Genomic DNA, 16,798 nt, shown 5'->3' with positions numbered 1-16,798 from the left:
CGCCATCGGCGCGCCAAGGCCCGCCCTACCTGCGCGGCGCATCGGCGACAATAGCGGCCCTTTTCGCCGCCGCCCGCCCTGCCCGTCATGTCCAGCTCCGCCCAGATTTCCCTTACCCGCTTCCTGATCGAGGAACAGCGCGCCGGCCGCATCAACGCCGACCTGCGCCTGCTGATCGAAGTGGTGGCCCGTGCCTGCAAGACGATCTCGATCGCGGTCGGCAAGGGTGCACTGGGCGGCGTGCTCGGCGATGCCGGCACGGGCAACATCCAGGGTGAAGCGCAGAAGAAGCTCGACGTACTCAGCAACGAGATCCTGCTCGAAGCTAACGCCTGGGGCGGTCATCTCGCCGGCCTCGCGTCGGAGGAGATGGACAACTCGCACCCGATTCCGGACGTGTATCCGCGCGGCAACTACCTGCTGATGTTCGATCCACTCGATGGCTCGTCGAACATCGACGTCAACATCTCGGTCGGCACGATCTTCTCGGTGCTGCATTGCCCCGATGGCGTGACCACGCCCAGCGACGAGCACTACCTGCAGCCGGGCACCGCCCAAGTCGCCGCCGGTTACTGCACCTACGGGCCGAGCACGATGCTGGTGCTCACCGTCGGCCATGGCACGCATGCGTTCACCCTGGACCGCGAAGTCGGTTCGTTCGTGCTGACCACGCGCGGCATGATGATTCCGGAAGAAACCAAGGAATTCGCGGTCAACATGTCCAACCAGCGTTTCTGGGAAGCGCCGATGCAGCAGTACGTCGGCGATCTGCTGACCGGCAAGGAAGGCCCGCGCGGCAAGGACTTCAACATGCGCTGGGTCGCCTCGATGGTGGCCGACGTGCACCGCATCCTCACCCGCGGCGGCTTCTTCAGCTATCCGCTCGACAGCAAGTGCGCGCCCAAGGGCGGCAAGCTGCGCCTGATGTACGAAGCCAACCCGATGGCGTTCCTGGTCGAACAGGCCGGCGGTGCGGCGACCACCGGTCGCGTGCGCATGCTCGAGGTGCAGCCGACCGGCCTGCACATGCGCGTGCCGGTGTTCCTCGGTTCGAAGCAGGAAGTCGAAGTTGCCACGCGCTACCACCGCGAGCACGATGCCGCCCAGGGCGGCGCTACGGCGCTGGCCTGAGGCTGACCGCGGCGGGAATCTTCTGCTTTACTGCGGTTTCCCGCCGCGAACCTGCACCACATCCGCATGAGCCAGGCCGACTTCATCGAAGTATTCGACGATGCCCTGTCGCGCGAAGCCTGCGTCGCGCTGATGGAACACTTCGCCGCGAGCAATGCGGCACAGCCCGGTCGCGTCGGCGGTGGCGTGCTGCCGGAGCTGAAGGACAGCCTCGATATCTCGATCAGCGGCAAGCCGGAATGGCGCGATGCCGAGGCGAAGCTCAACCAGGCCGTGTTCCGCGGCCTGCTGCACTATCTGCGGCGTTATCCGCACACGCTGATCGCGCCGCTGATGCTGGAAGTGCCAGACGAGGATGGCAAGCGCCATCGTCTCACCGCCGAACGCGTGCAAGCGATGGACGATGCCGCGCTGACTCCGATCGTGCAGACCGTGCTGCGCCCGGGCGCGATCAATCTGCAGCGCTACACCGGCGGCCGCGGCGGGTATCCGTATTGGCATTGCGAGCTGTACCCGCGCGATCCGCACGGCGAAACCCTGCATCGCCACCTGCTGTGGACGATCTACCTCAATGACGGCTTCGCCGAAGGCGAGACCGAATTCCTCTACCAGCAGCGCAAGATCGCGCCGCGCGCCGGTTCGCTGCTGATCGCGCCGGCCGCGTTCACGCACACCCATCGTGGCAATCGGCCACTGGGCGGCGACAAGTTCATCGCGACGAGCTGGATCCTGTTCCAGCGCGCGGAAGCGCTGTTCGGTAAGGGGTGAGGTGCGCGTCGGTCGCCCCCGCGCAGGTCAGTTGCGCGGTAGATCGGTTGTCACCGCGCGTTAGCTCGTTTCGTTCGTCATCCGGCTCTTTAGCTCGTCATCCCGGCGCAAGCCGGGATCCGGCTTTTGAGCTTGCCTCCGTCATTCACTGAAGCAACCGCAACGGCTGGATCCCGGCTTGCGCCGGGATGACGAACAAGAGCAAGGAGCCCACCGAACGCGACCAGCAGTCACGCCACGCGCGGATGGTTGAGCACCAGCCAGTACAGCCCGACCTGGCGCACCGCCGCCACGAACTGCTCGAAATCGACGGGCTTCTGGATGTAGCTGTTCACACCCAACGCGTAGCTGGCTTCGACATCGAAGGGCTCGGCACTGGTGGTCAGCACGACCACCGGCAGGTCGCGGGTCGCCGGTTCGGCACGGATCGCCTGCAGCACCTCGCGCCCATCGAGCTTGGGCAGGTTCAGGTCGAGCAACACGATCGACGGCAATTCGGCCGGATTGCGGTCCGCGTGCGCACCTCGCGCAAACAGGTAATCGAGGGCCTCGGCACCGTCCTTGGCCACGATCATGCGGTTGGCAACCTGAGCTTCTTCGAACGCCAACCGCGTCAGCTCAACGTCGTCAGGATTGTCTTCGACCAGCAGAATTTCTTTATGGGCCATGCGGCACCCTCACACGCCCGGCAGATCAACAATGAAGGTGGCGCCGTCACCGGGTCGTGAAGTCGCGGTGATGCGTCCGCTGTGCCGTGTCGCGATGCAATGCGCGATGGCCAGCCCCAGGCCGTGGCCGGCGCCCTCCTCCGCGCTATGCAGGCGCTGCAACGGCTGGAACAGCTTGTCGGCATAGCGCGGGTCGAAACCGGTGCCGTTGTCACGGATCACCAGCACGCTCCGGCCGGATTCGTTGCGGCCACTGACTTCGATACGGGTGGTCGGCCGGGAGGCTGAGAATTTCCAGGCGTTATCCAGCAGCCGGGTCATCAGCTGACGCAGCAGGGGCTCGTCGCCGCGCACGGACAGCCCCGATTGGACCACCAGCTCGGCATGACGACTCGGCTCGGACGCCTGCAGGTCGGACAGGACCCACTCGGCAAGGTGCGTGAGATCGACGTTCTCGTATTCCAGTTCGGCATGCGTTGCGCGAGAGAGTTCGCCCAGACCTTCCAGCAGCGCGTTCATACGCAAGGCAGCGGCGCGGATGCGTTGCAGCTGCTCGCGTTCGCGCGACTCGAGGCGGTCGTGCGCGCTGTCCGCGATGTGGGTGGCGAAGCCTTCGATCGCGCGCAGCGGTGCGCGTAGGTCGTGGCTGATGGTGTCGGTCAGGAGTTGCAGCTGCCGACGCGCGGCTTCCAGCTGAGCCTGTGCCTGCACCAGGGGATCGCTTTCGCTCATGTCGCGGATAAGCCCCGTTCCGGTCACGCCGATCCGCACCGGTTCGCACCCGATTATCAGCGAGTCGGGAGCTGTGCGGGCACGCGAGTGCTAGAACAATTCACCTTGCGGTGAAGCAAGCCGCGGCGGCGTGAAGCGGCTGGGGTCGAGCGGCGGCAGGCGACCGAAGTCAAGCCGCGCATGCGCCTTGGCGAAGCGCTGCTGCAACAGCTGCGCGAACGGCCCTTCCCCACGCATGCGCTGGCCGAATGCGCTGTCGTAATCCTTGCCGCCACGCATCTGCTGGACCAGGCTCATTACGTGCGCGGCGCGGTCCGGATAGTGCAGTTCCAGCCATTCGCGCCAGATCTGCTTGAGTTCGTGCGGCAGCCGCAACAGCACATAGCCGGCCGCGCGCGCGCCGTGTTCGTGCGCGGCTTCGAGGATGTGTTCGAGTTCGCGGTCATTGATCATCGGAATCATCGGCGCGGCCATCACGCCGACCGGCACGCCGGCCTCGTGCAGCGCCTTCATCGCGCGCAACTTGGCGTGCGGCGCCGAGGCGCGCGGTTCCATTTTCGCCGCGAGTTTGTTGTCCAACGTGGTGATCGAGAAATAGACGTTGACCAGGCGCTCGCGAGCCATCGCCGCAAGCAGGTCGATGTCGCGTTCGATCAACGCGCTCTTGGTGATGAAGCTGAGCGGATGTTTGGTCTCTGCCAGCACTTCCAGGCACTGCCGGGTGATGCGGTAACGACGCTCGATCGGTTGGTACGCGTCGGTATTGATCCCCAGCGCGATCGGCGTGCAGCGATAGGACGGCCGCGATAGTTCGGCACGCAGGCGCTCCGCCGCATTGGTCTTGGCGAACAGCTTGGTTTCGAAGTCGAGGCCCGGCGACAGATCCAGATAGGCGTGCGAAGGCCGGGCGAAGCAGTACACGCAGCCGTGTTCGCAGCCGCGATAGGGATTGACCGACGCGGCGAAGCCGATATCGGGCGAGTCGTTGCGACTGACGACGGTGCGCGCGTGTTCCTCGGTCACCGTCGTCTGCGGCCGCGATGCCTCATCCATGTCCGCGTACACCGAGCCCCATCCGTCGTCCGCACCCTGGGTGGTGGTGACGGCGTAGCGGCCGTGCACGTACGAGGCGGCGCCGCGGCCTTTGATGGGGGCTCTGGGTTTGTTGGCGTCTTCCATGGGCGATCGCGCCACTGGGTTCACGGCAAGGGCTCGGCTTCCAGTGTATTAGTAATATTACTAATGAACAACCGAACTCGGTGTCCGGGGGTGGGGGCAGCTGTGCGGGGGAACACGTCGCTTGCGATACGCTCGCCGGGTTGCGGCCGCGCGATGCCGCCTGAATCGTTTCCCGGACCCGCATGCTCGAAGCCCTGCGCGATCTCTGGACCACCCTGCTCGCGGTTCCCCACCTCAAGCTGTACCTGTACCTCGCCTGGTTGGTGTACCTGCTGTGGCTGGGCAGCTGGATCGTGCTGCAGAAGCGCGAACCGGTCGCGACCCTGAGCTGGCTGGTCAGCCTGGCGGCGCTGCCGTACATCGGCTTCGTCATCTACTACCTGCTCGGCCCCCAGCGCATCCATCGCCAGCGGCTGCGCCGGGTGCGCGTCCGCGCCAAGTTGCCGCCGCAGCCCGAGGGCTTCCGGCCCAGTCCCGAAGCAATCGAATTGGCGCGCATGGCCCAGGCGACCACGGGGCTACCGCCGACCAGCGCCACGCGCGCCGACCTGCTGATCGATGGCGGCGCCAAGTACGACGCGCTGCTGCGCGACGTCGCAGCCGCGCAGGACCACGTGCATCTGGAGTACTACATCTTCTATCCCGACCACATCGGCGCCGCCCTGCGCGATGCCCTGGTCGAACGCGCGCGCGCCGGGGTGAGGGTGCGCCTGCTGCTGGATGCCGTGGGCTCGAGCAAGACCCCGCGGCACTTCTTCCAGGAACTGCTAGCCGCCGGCGGCGAACTGGCTTGGTTCCATCCCTCGCGGATCCTGCAGGTGTGGAAGCGGCCGTGGCTCAACCTGCGCAGCCATCGCAAGATCGTCGTCATCGATGGGCGTATCGGTTACACCGGCGGCATCAACATCACCGACGAGGAAGACGAGCGCCGGCGCCCGGACGCCTATCGCGATCTGCACCTGCGCATGGAAGGCAATGTGGTCAGTTCGCTGCAGCTGGTCTTCGTCGAGGACTGGGCCTATGCCACCGGGCAGCCGCCGCTCTCTCTGCCTGCCCCAGCGCCTCACTCTGGTCATGTGCCGGTGCAGGTGCTGGTGTCCGGGCCGGATTCGTCGTGGGAAGCCATCCATCGCACCCATGTCGCCGCGATCCATTCGGCGCGGCAGCGCGTCTGGCTCGCCACGCCCTACTTCGTTCCCGGCGAAGCTGCGCGCATGGCGCTGACCTCGGCCGCGCTGGGGGGACTGGACGTGCGCCTGCTGGTTCCGCGGCACAGTGACAGCAGGCTGGTCACGCTGGCGGCGCGCTCGTATTTCGACGAGCTGCTCGCGGCCGGAGTGAAGGTGTTCGAGTACGGGCCGCGCATGCTGCATACCAAGGCGCTGTTGTGCGATGGCGATCTGGCGATCGTCGGCAGCGCTAATTTCGACCACCGCAGCTTCCGCCTCAACTTCGAGGTCTCGGTGATGTTCGGCGATGCCGGCCTGTGCGCGGAACTCGCCACCCTGTTCGAGCACGAGTGCGCCGCGTCGGTGCGCGCGCAGACCGACCGCGCCCGGCCCTTGTTCCGCGCGCGCCTGCCGGAGGCGCTGGCGCGACTGGTGTCACCCCTGCTGTAGCTTGCCGCGAGGCGGCGACGCAAGGCCGCGCGGTCGCGACCAGCGGCGGGTTGGCGGGCCTGCCGCACAGACCACGGCAATCTGGCGCGCTACACTTCAGCCAGCGTATTACGGAGTGGTTCCATGGCCTGGTTGTTCCTGCTGCTCGCCCTCGGCGCCCTCTGGCTGGCGTTCACCACTTCATCGACCGGCCTGCTCATCCTGGCCCTGTTAGCAGCCCTGGTCCTGATTATCGCGTTCGTGCTGAAGCTGGCCTCGGACCGGATCGGCAGTCGCTCCCGCGACGAGCACCTGATGCTGGATCCGGACGAGTTGCGCCGCATGCGCGAGCAGGCCGAGGCCCGCAAGCTCGCCGCCTCGACACAGAACGACGCCAATCGCTGAGCGCTCCCGCTCCGCAAAGCAATCCGCCGGGCTCGCGTAAACTGCGGGCCATGACCGTACTCAGCGTCAACGTCAATAAAATTGCGGTGCTGCGCAACTCGCGCGGCGGCGCTGAACCCGATGTAGTCCGCGCCGCCCGCGCCTGCCTCGACGCCGGTGCGCACGGCATCACCGTGCACCCGCGTCCAGACGCCCGCCACATCCGCGCTGACGATGTGTACGCGCTGGCCGAACTCACGCGCGAATACGGCGTCGAGTTCAATCTCGAAGGCAATCCGTTCGCCCCGCCGCGTGCCGGCTATCCCGGGTTTCTCGCCCTGTGCGAACAGGTCCGGCCGGCGCAGGCAACGCTGGTGCCTGACGGCGATGCGCAGCTGACCTCCGATCATGGCTTCGATTTCGCCCGCGATGCACGGGCGTTGCAGCCGCTGGTCGCGCAACTGAAGGCATTGCACTGCCGCGTCAGCCTGTTCGCCGATGCGCACGGCGCAGCCGTGGACGACATGCGCGAAGCCGCGGCGATCGGCGCCGACCGCGTCGAGCTGTACACCGGACCCTACGCCGAGGCGCATGCGACCGGGGCGACGGAATCGATGCTGCCGCGCTACGCGGCCACCGCTCTGCGAGCGAAGGCCGCCGGACTGGCAGTGAACGCCGGCCATGACCTGAGCCAGGACAACCTCGGCGAGTTCCTGCGCGCCGTGCCCAATGTGCTCGAGGTGTCGATCGGCCATGCACTGATCGGCGAGGCGCTATACGCGGGCCTCGAATCAACGGTGAAACGCTACCTGGCGATCCTGGCCGCGGTGTAACTCCCACCGGCACGCGTGCACTGGCGGTGGTGTTCCACGTGTTGCCGGGCCATGACCGCCCCGCCGCCTGCGCGACTGGGCGGCCCCGATGCCGTGGTGCTATTGCAGGGCGATGTTGCTTAGCCCGCTGTGCCGGGTCGTCGCCAAAGCTGTGGTGAACGCCTGGTAGTCCGCGGCTTCGCTGACTGTGACATCGACGATGCTGTTGGGCTCGCGCCGGGCCGCGGTGCTCAACGCGGCGCCGAGAGCCTGTTCGCTCAACACGGCGCCATCCAGCGCGAACTGACCGTCACCAAGAACACTCAGGCTCAGGTGCGGCGGCTTGATCGCATTCGGTTGCGGCGGCGTGTTCTGCGGAAGCCGCAGATCCAGCTGACGGGTCGCGAGCGGCGCGGCGACCATGAAGATGATCAGCAGCACCAGCATCACGTCGACCAGCGGCGTGATGTTCATTTCGGCCATCGCCCGGCCGGCCGTGCCGCGGCCGGTGTCGCCTGCAAACATGGAAGTCGCCATGGGTCCCCCTCCTGTGGTCGCTTGGATGTGCCCCGCGAGCCGGATCGGATCCGGTGGCGGGTACGCCGCGGATACCGAAGGCCCGGAATCCACGCTACGCCCGGATTCACAACGTTGGCAAGGACGAGGAGGGGTTAAACAAGCGCGCGATAGCAGCGCGACTGCTTCGCGCTGTTTGCGACGAGCAAAAAAAAACGCCGCCCGAAGGCGGCGTTTCACGACTTGTAACGGTAAGCGGTAAAGCTGTGCCAGGTTTACTGCGGCTGGACGAAGCCGATCTTCTGCATGTCGGCGTTCTTCGCCCGTGCCAGCACCTTGGCGAGGATGCCGTAATCGGCATCCGGGTTTACATCGATTTCGAGCAACGGCTGGTTCGTCGGATCCTTGGCCACTTCGTTCTTCATCTGCTGCTCGAGCACGCGGATGTCGATCGGCGAATCGTTCCAGTAGATCGTGCCACCAGCGTCGATGCGCAGAGCGATCGGCGGCGGCGGGGTCTTCGGATTCGGCGGCGGATTCAACGTGCGCTGCGGCAGGTTGACGTCGATCGGGTAGGACAGGATCGGCGCGGTGACCATGAAGATGATCAGCAACACCAGCATCACGTCGACGAGCGGCGTGACGTTGATATCGGCCATCGGACCGCCGCCGGAACCACTTGCAAATGCCATGACTTGTTTCTCCGGTTTAGCGGTTACTGGCCCGAGCGATCCTTGATCGCCACGAAACCGACCTTGCGCATGCCCTGCTGCTGGGCGATCTGCACCACTGCCTGCACCAGCTTGTACTTGGCGGTCTTGTCGCCACGCACGTTGACCTGGGGCTGCGGAAGCTTCTGTGCCTCGACCGAGAAGCGGCTTTCGAGCACGCCCTTGGTCACCGGCTCATCGTTCCAGTACAGCGCGCCGGTGTCCTCGACCGCGATCGTGATCGGGGTGACCTTGATAGGGTCATCCACGCGATGGTCCAGGTTCGCTTCCGGCAGATCGACCTTGACCTTATGCGTCATCAGCGGGGCGGTGATCATGAAGATGATGAGCAGCACCAGCATCACGTCGACGAGCGGCGTGACGTTGATTTCCGCCATCGGCTTGCCACCACCACTATCTGAACTGAAAGCCATGTTCGAACTCCGGAGCGACTACTGACAGACCTGGGGTGCCGGGATCAGCGCTTGACGACTTCGCCGACGCGCGAGCCGGTGGCGAAGAAGTCGTGCAGGTCGTGGGCAAAGGTGTCGAACTTGTTGTTCGTCACGCGGTTCAGACGAGTGAAGAAGTTGTACGAGAGCACGGCCGGGATCGCGACGAACAGGCCGAGCGCGGTCATGATCAGCGCTTCACCCACCGGGCCGGCGACGGCGTCGATCGAGGCGTTGCCCGAGGCACCGATGCGGATCAGGGCGCCATAGATGCCCCACACGGTACCGAGCAGGCCGACGAACGGCGCGGTCGAACCGACGGTGGCGAGCACGGTCAGGCCGTTTTCCAGACGCGAGGATTCGCGGGTCACGCCCTGGCGCAGGGCGCGGTCAACGAACTCGGAGCGGTTCAGCGACTCGACCAGGCGCGAACCTTCGTGGCGCTGGTGGTGGGCGGCGGCCTGGGCGGCGTCGAGGGCGATCTTCGAGAACGGCTCGAAGCGCGGCTGCTCTTCCATGAAGCGGATGGCGTCCTGCGCGTTCGGGGTTTCCCAGAACGTGCTGATGACGCGGTCCGAGGTGCCCTTGAGGCGCATGTTCTTGATGAAGTTGGTGACGATCCAGTAGATCGACAGCACCGACATCAGGGTGAGGGTGGTCAGCACGGCCCACGAGACGGCGTAGTGGCCCGGGTTGCTGATCATTTCCTGCAGCAGATTGCCGAAGCCCATCTGCGACAGAGCGGCGGCGTTGGAACCGCCGGTTTGTGCCGCAGCGGCGGCGGTGGTTTCCTGCAACATGACGCTTACCTTTTAGTCGTGGAAGGTGGAATTACTAAGTACTACAGGGTTCCCCGGCCATGGGCCGGGGCTTAAAACTTAGAAGTTGAAGACAACCGGGACACGTACGGTGCTGGCGACCGGGTTGCCATTGTCCTTGGCCGGATTGAACTTCCACTTCTTCTTCTTCGGCGCTTCCTGGGCGGCGCGGTCGAGGTCGCGGTTACGGCTGGACTTCTCGACGCGGACGTTCAGCACGTTGCCCTGGGCGTCGATGTCGATCAGCAGGATGACCGTACCGGTGGCGCCGGCGCGAGCCGCGGCCGGCGGGTAGTCCGGCGGGTTCATGCGCATGGACGACGGGTCGATCGAACCGGCGATGGTCTCCGACGGACGCGGCGGCGAAGGCGGCGAGGGCGGCACGTAGGTGTCGACCGGGCTCGGCTCTTCCACCTCGATCGGCGGCTGTTCCGGCGGCGGCGGCAGCACGGTCGGCTGAGGCGGCGACAGCTGGCGGACCACCTGCGGCTTGGGCTCTTCCGGCGGCGGCGGCGGCGGCGGCGGCGGGGGCGGCGGCGGACGCACGATGTTCACAATCGTGGTCTCTTCCTTCGCCTTTTCGGCGGGCGGCGCGGCCAACGGAGCCAGCAGCAGCAGCAGGGCGCCGACGTGGACGGCGAGCGCCATGCTGATACCGGTAATACGGGCCCAATTAAGGCCTTCCGGCTCGTCGTCGTGGGTATGGATTTCGAGGACTTGCTGCGTCATGCGCCGTAGCTCGGGAAGTGTTCCGGACGCCGGGGCGCCTCGGGCGGTGTTCGATTCCTGCAAGCGCGCGAGCGGGATCGCAGGAACCTCCTAGCATATACCAATTAATGCCCGGGCTTCCAAGCACAAACAGGCATTTTGTGCGGTTTAACCCGCTTTATTTTGCCGGCAACGCCAGGATCTTCTTGGCGTCTTCCGGCTTCTTGATGCCCTTGGCGAGGGCTTGCTTGGCGGCTTCCTTGGCTTCGGGAATCCGGTTTTCCTGCCAGAACAGGCGCGCCAGATTTAGATAGGTCTCGCCGTCGTCATCCAGCGGCGCGGCCTTCTTGTACGTCTCGATGGCCGGATTGATCTGCTCGGAGTAGTAGTAGGCCTGGGCAAGCGAGATGTAGCTGTTGTAATCGGGCTTGAGAATGCCCTTCTGCAGACCGTCGTTGATGACTTCGATAACCTGCTTCTCCTTGCCATCCAGCTGGTTGTAGCTGTTGTACAGAAGCTTGTAATCGCGTTCCCCGGTCAACTGGCCGGCGGCACGCAGCTTCTCCATCACCGCAGCAGCCTTGGCGTACTGCTCGATGTTGTAGAAGGTGTTGGCCAGATTGAGCTGCGCGGTCCGGTCGTTCGGCGTGCGCGCCGCGATTTCCTCGGCGAGCTTGGCGGCTTCGGCCGGCTGGTTCGAATCGGAATAGCTCGCCATCAGCAGCTGCTGGGCGTTGGTGAGCGTGGCGCCTTCTGGATTGCTGGCCAGGACCTGCTTCAGCGCGGCGATCGCTTCGGGATAGCGTTCGAGCCGGTAGAGCACGTTGCCGCGCTGCACGAGCACCGCAGGCGCCTGGCTATTGGTTTCCTTGGTCAGCCGATCGAGGGTCGCCAGCGCTTCGGCGTACTTCTCGTCCTGGATCTGCAGCTGCGCGACATTGAGCATCAGCTGGTAATGCGAGTTGTTGTCGAGACCGTTGAACTGGAGCGCCTTGTTCCAGTAATCGAGCGCGGCAGCGGCGTCGCCGGAGTCGTTGGCGACGAAGCCCCCAACCTGCGCGGCGAAGGAACGGTCGTAATCGTTGAAGGCGGTGTTGGCGATGATTTCGTCCGCCAGCGCACGCGCTTCGGCAGCGTTGTCGTCGTTATAGGCCTTCTGCAGCTTCTGCAGCTTGACCGCACCCTTGGCCGACGCCTTGGCTTCGACCTTGCGCGTCGCCTGCGGGTACTTTTCCTCGACCTTCTGGGTCTTCTGCTGCGACTTGGCATCACGCTCTGCGCGGCGTTCGGCGGCGTGACCGGCGGCGTTCTGGGCATTGGCCTGCGCGATCGCACCGAGCGCGAGCACCGCAGCAACGGCGGATACCAGGACAGTGCGACGGGAAGTAGCGGAACGGTTCATTGCTGTCACCTTTGTAGCTGCCCGTGTTCAGCGGCGGGCGAGGGGGCCGCCACGCTAACAGAAACGGGCGGGGCGGCGATATGGGGTTTTTGTGACATGAAGCAGCGGGTTAACCACACCTGGGCGTATGGCCGCTGGCGCGAGCTTGCTCGTAAGTCGGCACTAGACCTGCGGCGCGGCGATCGAGTTCCTGGATGCGCGATTCCGGATTCGGGTGGGTCGACAGCCATTCCGGCGGTCGGCTGCGGCTGGCGGCGATCATGTTTTCCCACAGGTTTACCGCCTGGCGCGGGTCAAAGCCGGCCCGGGCCATCAGCTGTTGGCCAACGACATCGGCTTCGCTTTCCTGTTTGCGCGAATTGGGCAGCAGGAAGCCGGCCTGTGCGGCAATGCCACCGCCCTGGACGACCGCATTGCCTACGCCCTGGCCGTAACGCGAGCCCGCCAGCGTGCCCAGGATCTGCAGCACGCCCTGTGCACCCATCTGCTGGGTGATGCGTTCGTTGTGGTGATGCGAATAGACGTGGCCGACTTCATGCGCCACCACGGCGGCGAGCTGATCCTGATTCTTGGCGACGGTGAAGATGCCGGTGTTTACGCCAACCTTGCCGCCAGGCAGGGCGAAGGCGTTAGGCGAACTGTCGACGAACAACGCCGTTTCCCACCCCATGTTCTGCCAGTCCGGCGGCAATTGTTCGACCACGCGCTGCACTACGCAGCGAACGTAGGCGTTCTGGCGGCTGTCGGTGCTCTGCGGCGTCTTGGTCTTGGCTTCGGCGAAGGCCTGCGCCCCCAGCTGCGCGAGCTGTTCTTCGGATACGCCACCGACCACCTGGCGTCGACCGGTCGGCGAAGTGGTCGTCGCACAAGAGGTCACGAGCACGGCAACCACCGCGGCAAGCAGCAAGCGCTTCATAGGAATATTCCTGAATGGGTCAATCGCGTTGTAGTCCCGAACGGATTAACGCGTCGTCAATGACTGCAGCGCGAGGTTGAACCGGCGCTGTTAGTGCTTCGCCAAATGAGGCCTCGCTGATGTCAGCGCGGCCAGTTACGCCGGAATGCGCCGCGTTACACGTCGAGGTTCGCGACCTTCAAGGCGTTCTCTTCGATGAATTCGCGGCGTGGTTCGACTACGTCGCCCATCAGCGTGGAGAAGATCTGATCGGCGGCGACTGCATCCTCGATACGGACTTGCAACAGACGGCGCGTTTCCGGATTGACCGTGGTGTCCCACAACTGTTCGGGATTCATTTCGCCCAGGCCCTTGAAGCGCTGGATCTGGCGCCCCTTCTTCGCTTCTTCCATCAACCAGGCCTGCGCTTCGGCGAAGCTGAGGACCAATTGTTCGCGGCTGCCGCGCAGGATCTTCGCGCCCGGGCGAATCAACCCATGCAGCAATGCAGCGGCTTCGCGCACGGCGCGCAGTTCGCCGCCTTCGAACGCGGCCATCGGCAACACCTGGGTGTGCTCGACACCCATGTGGGTGCGATGCACCAGCAAGGCGGCCTGACGCGATTCGCTGGCCGGGTGCACTTCGAGGCGATAGCGCGGCTTACCGAGACCGGTGCGGTTGAGGCGCGACTGCAGCGCTTCGAGTTCGGCGCGGCTATCGGTATTGCTCGCCAGCGCGGCCGCATCGAGCGGAGTGAAATCGATCAGGGCTTCGAGCACGCTCGGGTCGTAGCGGTGCGCGTTACGTGCGATCGCTTCGCGCGCGCCGGCATAGGCGAGCAGCAACTTCTCAAGCCCTTCGCCACTGATCGGCGGTTCATCGTCGGCGGGCAGCAGCGAGGCGCCTTCCACGGCATTGCCGGCGAGGTACGCATCGAGTGCGGCATCGTCCTTGAGGTACAGCTCGGTCTTGCCTTGCTTGATCTTGTACAGCGGCGGCAGGCCGATGTAGATGTGGCCGCGTTCAATCAGCTCCGGCATCTGCCGGTAGAAGAACGTCAGCAGCAACGTGCGGATGTGCGAGCCGTCCACGTCCGCGTCGGTCATCAGGATGATGCGGTGGTAACGCAGCTTGTCCGGGTTGTACTCGTCCTTGCCAATGCCGGTACCGAGCGCGGTGATCAGGGTGCCGACTTCCGCCGACGAGAGCATGCGGTCGAAGCGGGCACGCTCGACGTTGAGGATCTTGCCCTTGAGCGGGAGGATCGCCTGGGTCTTGCGGTTGCGGCCCTGCTTGGCCGAGCCACCCGCCGAGTCACCCTCGACGATGAACAGTTCGGATAGCGCCGGATCCTTTTCCTGGCAGTCGGCCAGCTTGCCGGGCAGGCCAGCGATATCCAGGGCGCCCTTGCGGCGGGTCAGGTCGCGAGCCTTGCGCGCAGCCTCGCGCGCACGAGCCGCATCGACGATCTTGCCGGCGATGGCGCGGGCCTCGTTCGGGTGTTCCTGCAGGAACTCCTCCAAACGTGCACCGAACGTGGTCTCAACTACCGGCCTAACCTCGGAACTGACCAATTTCTCTTTGGTTTGCGAGGAAAAACTCGGGTCCGGCACCTTCACCGACAGCACCGCGATCATGCCTTCACGCATGTCGTCGCCCGACAGGGTGATCTTGGCCTGCTTGGCGATGCCGTTCTGTTCGATGTAGTTCGACAGCGTGCGCGTGAGCGCAGCGCGGAAGCCGATCAGGTGGGTGCCACCGTCCTTCTGCGGGATGTTGTTAGTGAAGCAGAACATCGTTTCCTGGTAGGCGTCGGTCCATTGCAGGGCGACGTCCACGGTGATGCCGTTCATCTCTCCGGAAACCGAGATCACATTCGGGTGCAGCGGGTTCTTGAGCTGGGCCAGGTGCTCGACGAAGGAGCGAATGCCGCCTTCGTACTGGAAGACGTCCTTCTTGCCGTCGCCGCGCTCGTCGATCAGGGTGATCTTCACACCCGAATTCAGGAACGACAGCTCGCGCAGGCGCTTGGCCAGGATGTCGTAGTGGAATTCGACGTCGGTGAAGATCTCCACCGCCGGCTTGAAGCGGAGCAGGGTGCCACGCTTACTCGAGTCCTCCAGGCGCTTGAGCGGATAGATCGGTTCGCCCAGCGTGTATTCCTGCTTGTAGTGGCCGCCGTCGCGCCAGATCTCCAGCCACAGGTGCGAGGACAGCGCATTGACCACCGAGACGCCGACGCCGTGCAGGCCACCGGAGACCTTGTAGCTGTTGTCGTCGAACTTGCCGCCGGCGTGCAGCACGGTGAGGATCACCTCGGCCGCGGAGACGCCCTCTTCCTTGTGGATGTCGACCGGGATGCCGCGGCCGTTGTCCGAGACCGAGCAGGAGCCGTCCTGGTGCAGGGTCACCACGACCTCGTTGGCGTGGCCGGCCAGCGCTTCGTCGATGGAGTTGTCGACGACTTCGAAGACCATGTGATGCAGGCCGGTGCCGTCATGCACGTCGCCGATGTACATGCCAGGACGCTTGCGCACGGCTTCCAGACCACGGAGCACCGTGATCTTGCTGGAGTCGTAGGTCTGGGAGGGTTCGACGGAAGCCGGATCGGTCGAGGGATCGTGGTCGACGTGCTCGTGGATCGAATTCATGAGTGCAGCAGGCTCCTGCGGCGCGGTCTGGCCGCCCCGGAATCGGGACGGAAAGAGCGCCGAAAACTCTTTAGATATCGTGCGTGGAGTATAGCCGGGCGGGGTCGGCAACGGGCGGCCGCGGCTGGCGGCCGGAATAGGGATTCAGCGACCTGATTAGGACGGTTACGGGAGCGCGCGAAGCTCACCCTGTTCCACGTGGAACAACATGAGCGGGGCATCGAGCCCGACGAGCCCGGGCGGAGACTCGGTGCCGGTCACGAAAACCTGCGCTCCGCACTCCACTAGGTGGCGCAGCACCCGGCGCTGGTGATGGCGGTCGAGCTCCGAGGCCAAATCATCGAGGGCCACTACCGGCCATTCCCCTTGCGCCTCGGCGTGGTGCTCGGCCTGGGCGAGGAGGGCCGCCAGGGCGACTAGCTTGGCCTGACCGCGCGACAACGCCTCGCGACCAGGCACCCCGGAAAAACCCAGCGTCCAGTCGGCGCGATGCGGACCGACCGATGTGTGCCCGGCCTGCAGGTCCCGCTCCCGCGCCACCAGCAGGGCATCGGCGAGCGAGAGGTCATCGCGGCGCCATCCCGGGTGATAGTTGAGTTCACCGCCACCCAGTGCCGGCGCCAGGTCCGTGATCAGGCGGGCGTAGTAGGGCTGCAGGGCCTCCAGGTAACGCTGGCGCTGCCGTGTGATCGCCTCGCCCGCCTCAGCCAGTTCAGCGTCCCAGGCATCCAGCTGGGCATCGCGGCCGCGCTGCTTCAGCAGAGCATTGCGCTGCTTGAGTGCCCGGCTATATCGGCGCCAGAGCGGAAGGAATTCCTGTTCCACGTGGAACAAACCCCAATCCAGGTAGCGTCGCCGCGGTTCCCCGCCGCCACTTACCAGCGCGTGGCTGCCTGGATCGAAGCTCACGACGGCCAGGGCGGCGCAGAGCTCTCCCAGATGGCCCACCGCGGCCCCATCGAGGCGGCCGGTCCATTCCTGGCCGTTATGGCGCAAGCCGGCCTTCCGGGGCCGGGCATAGGTGGAAGTGGCATCGGCCACGCCACCGGTGCCGGTGCGGAGATGGCGGCGTCCGGCTTCCACCCATTCGACGAATACCTCCAGCGCGGACGCGCCGGCCTGGACTAACCCATCGCGCACTCGTCCGCGGAAGCTGCGTCCGTAGGCCATCAGGTGCAGGGCCTCGAGCACACTGGTCTTGCCGGCGCCGTTATCGCCGGTAATGAGGTTCAAACCCGGACCCGGCGCCAGGCTTGCCTCGTGAAAGCGGCGGAGGTGGCGGAGGTCGAGGCGGGTGACGTGCATGGCGCCCATTGTACGAGTGGCCGAGATAAGCCCCATGCCATTGGCGGTTCGGGAAGCCAGGCACACGTG

At 65.3% G+C, this 16,798-nt stretch carries 17 protein-coding genes; 5 read left to right on the top strand and 12 right to left on the bottom strand.

Going from position 1 to position 16,798, the window contains the following annotated elements; all coding sequences use genetic code 11:
* Nucleotides 1-87: 87 nt before the first annotated feature.
* Both ACYVGK_RS00990 and ACYVGK_RS00985 read left to right on the top strand, forming a co-directional pair.
* Nucleotides 88-1,131 (top strand): class 1 fructose-bisphosphatase, encoded by a 1,044-nt coding sequence (locus tag ACYVGK_RS00990; RefSeq protein ID WP_460731360.1) that lies wholly within the window; start codon nucleotides 88-90, stop codon nucleotides 1,129-1,131.
* A 66-nt stretch (nucleotides 1,132-1,197) separates the two neighbouring features.
* A complete protein-coding gene (locus ACYVGK_RS00985) occupies nucleotides 1,198-1,899 on the top strand; it encodes a 2OG-Fe(II) oxygenase (RefSeq protein ID WP_460731359.1) in 702 nt (233 codons plus the stop codon).
* A 230-nt stretch (nucleotides 1,900-2,129) separates the two neighbouring features.
* Here the strand turns inward: ACYVGK_RS00985 and ACYVGK_RS00980 are convergent, their stop codons facing one another.
* The 3 genes from ACYVGK_RS00980 to ACYVGK_RS00970 all read right to left on the bottom strand — a co-directional run bounded on the left by ACYVGK_RS00980 (nucleotide 2,130) and on the right by ACYVGK_RS00970 (nucleotide 4,478).
* Nucleotides 2,130-2,567 carry a response regulator gene (locus ACYVGK_RS00980; protein WP_460731358.1) on the bottom strand — a complete coding sequence of 146 codons (438 nt, stop codon included), beginning with the start codon at nucleotides 2,565-2,567 and terminating at the stop codon, nucleotides 2,130-2,132.
* Between the two features lie 9 nt (nucleotides 2,568-2,576).
* On the bottom strand, nucleotides 2,577-3,299 hold the full coding sequence (locus ACYVGK_RS00975) for a sensor histidine kinase (RefSeq protein ID WP_460731357.1): 723 nt from the start codon (nucleotides 3,297-3,299) through the stop codon (nucleotides 2,577-2,579).
* A gap of 90 nt (nucleotides 3,300-3,389) precedes the next feature.
* Complete coding sequence (locus tag ACYVGK_RS00970) at nucleotides 3,390-4,478, bottom strand: PA0069 family radical SAM protein (protein WP_460731356.1); 1,089 nt, start codon at nucleotides 4,476-4,478, stop codon at nucleotides 3,390-3,392.
* 182 nt (nucleotides 4,479-4,660) lie between these two features.
* Here ACYVGK_RS00970 and cls point away from each other — a divergent pair, with 182 nt between their 5' ends.
* The 3 genes from cls (at nucleotide 4,661) to ACYVGK_RS00955 (ending at nucleotide 7,293) form a co-directional block, all read left to right on the top strand.
* Nucleotides 4,661-6,097 carry a cardiolipin synthase gene (cls, locus tag ACYVGK_RS00965; protein ID WP_460731355.1) on the top strand — a complete coding sequence of 479 codons (1,437 nt, stop codon included), beginning with the start codon at nucleotides 4,661-4,663 and terminating at the stop codon, nucleotides 6,095-6,097.
* Nucleotides 6,098-6,220: 123 nt separating this feature from the next.
* Nucleotides 6,221-6,481, top strand: coding sequence for a hypothetical protein (locus tag ACYVGK_RS00960; protein ID WP_460731354.1), 261 nt, complete (start codon nucleotides 6,221-6,223; stop codon nucleotides 6,479-6,481).
* Nucleotides 6,482-6,531: 50 nt separating this feature from the next.
* On the top strand, nucleotides 6,532-7,293 hold the full coding sequence (locus tag ACYVGK_RS00955) for a pyridoxine 5'-phosphate synthase (protein WP_460731353.1): 762 nt from the start codon (nucleotides 6,532-6,534) through the stop codon (nucleotides 7,291-7,293).
* Nucleotides 7,294-7,392: 99 nt separating this feature from the next.
* On the opposite strand, the gene ACYVGK_RS00950 is transcribed toward ACYVGK_RS00955, so the two are convergent.
* The 9 genes from ACYVGK_RS00950 to recF form a co-directional block, all read right to left on the bottom strand.
* The gene (locus tag ACYVGK_RS00950) at nucleotides 7,393-7,809 is read right to left on the bottom strand and encodes an ExbD/TolR family protein (RefSeq protein WP_460731352.1); all 417 of its coding nucleotides are present in this window, start codon (nucleotides 7,807-7,809) and stop codon (nucleotides 7,393-7,395) included.
* A 254-nt stretch (nucleotides 7,810-8,063) separates the two neighbouring features.
* On the bottom strand, nucleotides 8,064-8,480 hold the full coding sequence (locus tag ACYVGK_RS00945) for an ExbD/TolR family protein (RefSeq protein WP_460731351.1): 417 nt from the start codon (nucleotides 8,478-8,480) through the stop codon (nucleotides 8,064-8,066).
* Between the two features lie 23 nt (nucleotides 8,481-8,503).
* On the bottom strand, nucleotides 8,504-8,932 hold the full coding sequence (locus ACYVGK_RS00940; protein WP_460731350.1) for an ExbD/TolR family protein: 429 nt from the start codon (nucleotides 8,930-8,932) through the stop codon (nucleotides 8,504-8,506).
* A 44-nt stretch (nucleotides 8,933-8,976) separates the two neighbouring features.
* A complete protein-coding gene (locus tag ACYVGK_RS00935) occupies nucleotides 8,977-9,750 on the bottom strand; it encodes a MotA/TolQ/ExbB proton channel family protein (RefSeq protein WP_460731349.1) in 774 nt (257 codons plus the stop codon).
* Between the two features lie 78 nt (nucleotides 9,751-9,828).
* On the bottom strand, nucleotides 9,829-10,497 hold the full coding sequence (locus ACYVGK_RS00930; RefSeq protein WP_460731348.1) for an energy transducer TonB family protein: 669 nt from the start codon (nucleotides 10,495-10,497) through the stop codon (nucleotides 9,829-9,831).
* 157 nt (nucleotides 10,498-10,654) lie between these two features.
* Complete coding sequence (locus ACYVGK_RS00925; protein WP_460731347.1) at nucleotides 10,655-11,878, bottom strand: tetratricopeptide repeat protein; 1,224 nt, start codon at nucleotides 11,876-11,878, stop codon at nucleotides 10,655-10,657.
* A gap of 109 nt (nucleotides 11,879-11,987) precedes the next feature.
* Entirely contained in the window at nucleotides 11,988-12,794 is an 807-nt protein-coding gene (locus tag ACYVGK_RS00920; protein ID WP_460731346.1) for a M48 family metallopeptidase, read from the bottom strand.
* Between the two features lie 155 nt (nucleotides 12,795-12,949).
* Nucleotides 12,950-15,424 (bottom strand): DNA topoisomerase (ATP-hydrolyzing) subunit B, encoded by a 2,475-nt coding sequence (gyrB, locus tag ACYVGK_RS00915; protein ID WP_460731345.1) that lies wholly within the window; start codon nucleotides 15,422-15,424, stop codon nucleotides 12,950-12,952.
* 165 nt (nucleotides 15,425-15,589) lie between these two features.
* Nucleotides 15,590-16,729, bottom strand: a complete 1,140-nt coding sequence (gene recF, locus ACYVGK_RS00910) for a DNA replication/repair protein RecF (RefSeq protein ID WP_460731344.1) — start codon at nucleotides 16,727-16,729, stop codon at nucleotides 15,590-15,592.
* Between the last annotated feature and the right edge of the window lie 69 nt (nucleotides 16,730-16,798).

The organism is Lysobacter tyrosinilyticus, from assembly GCF_054779815.1.
This window is presented reverse-complemented; position numbering and strand designations above follow the sequence as displayed.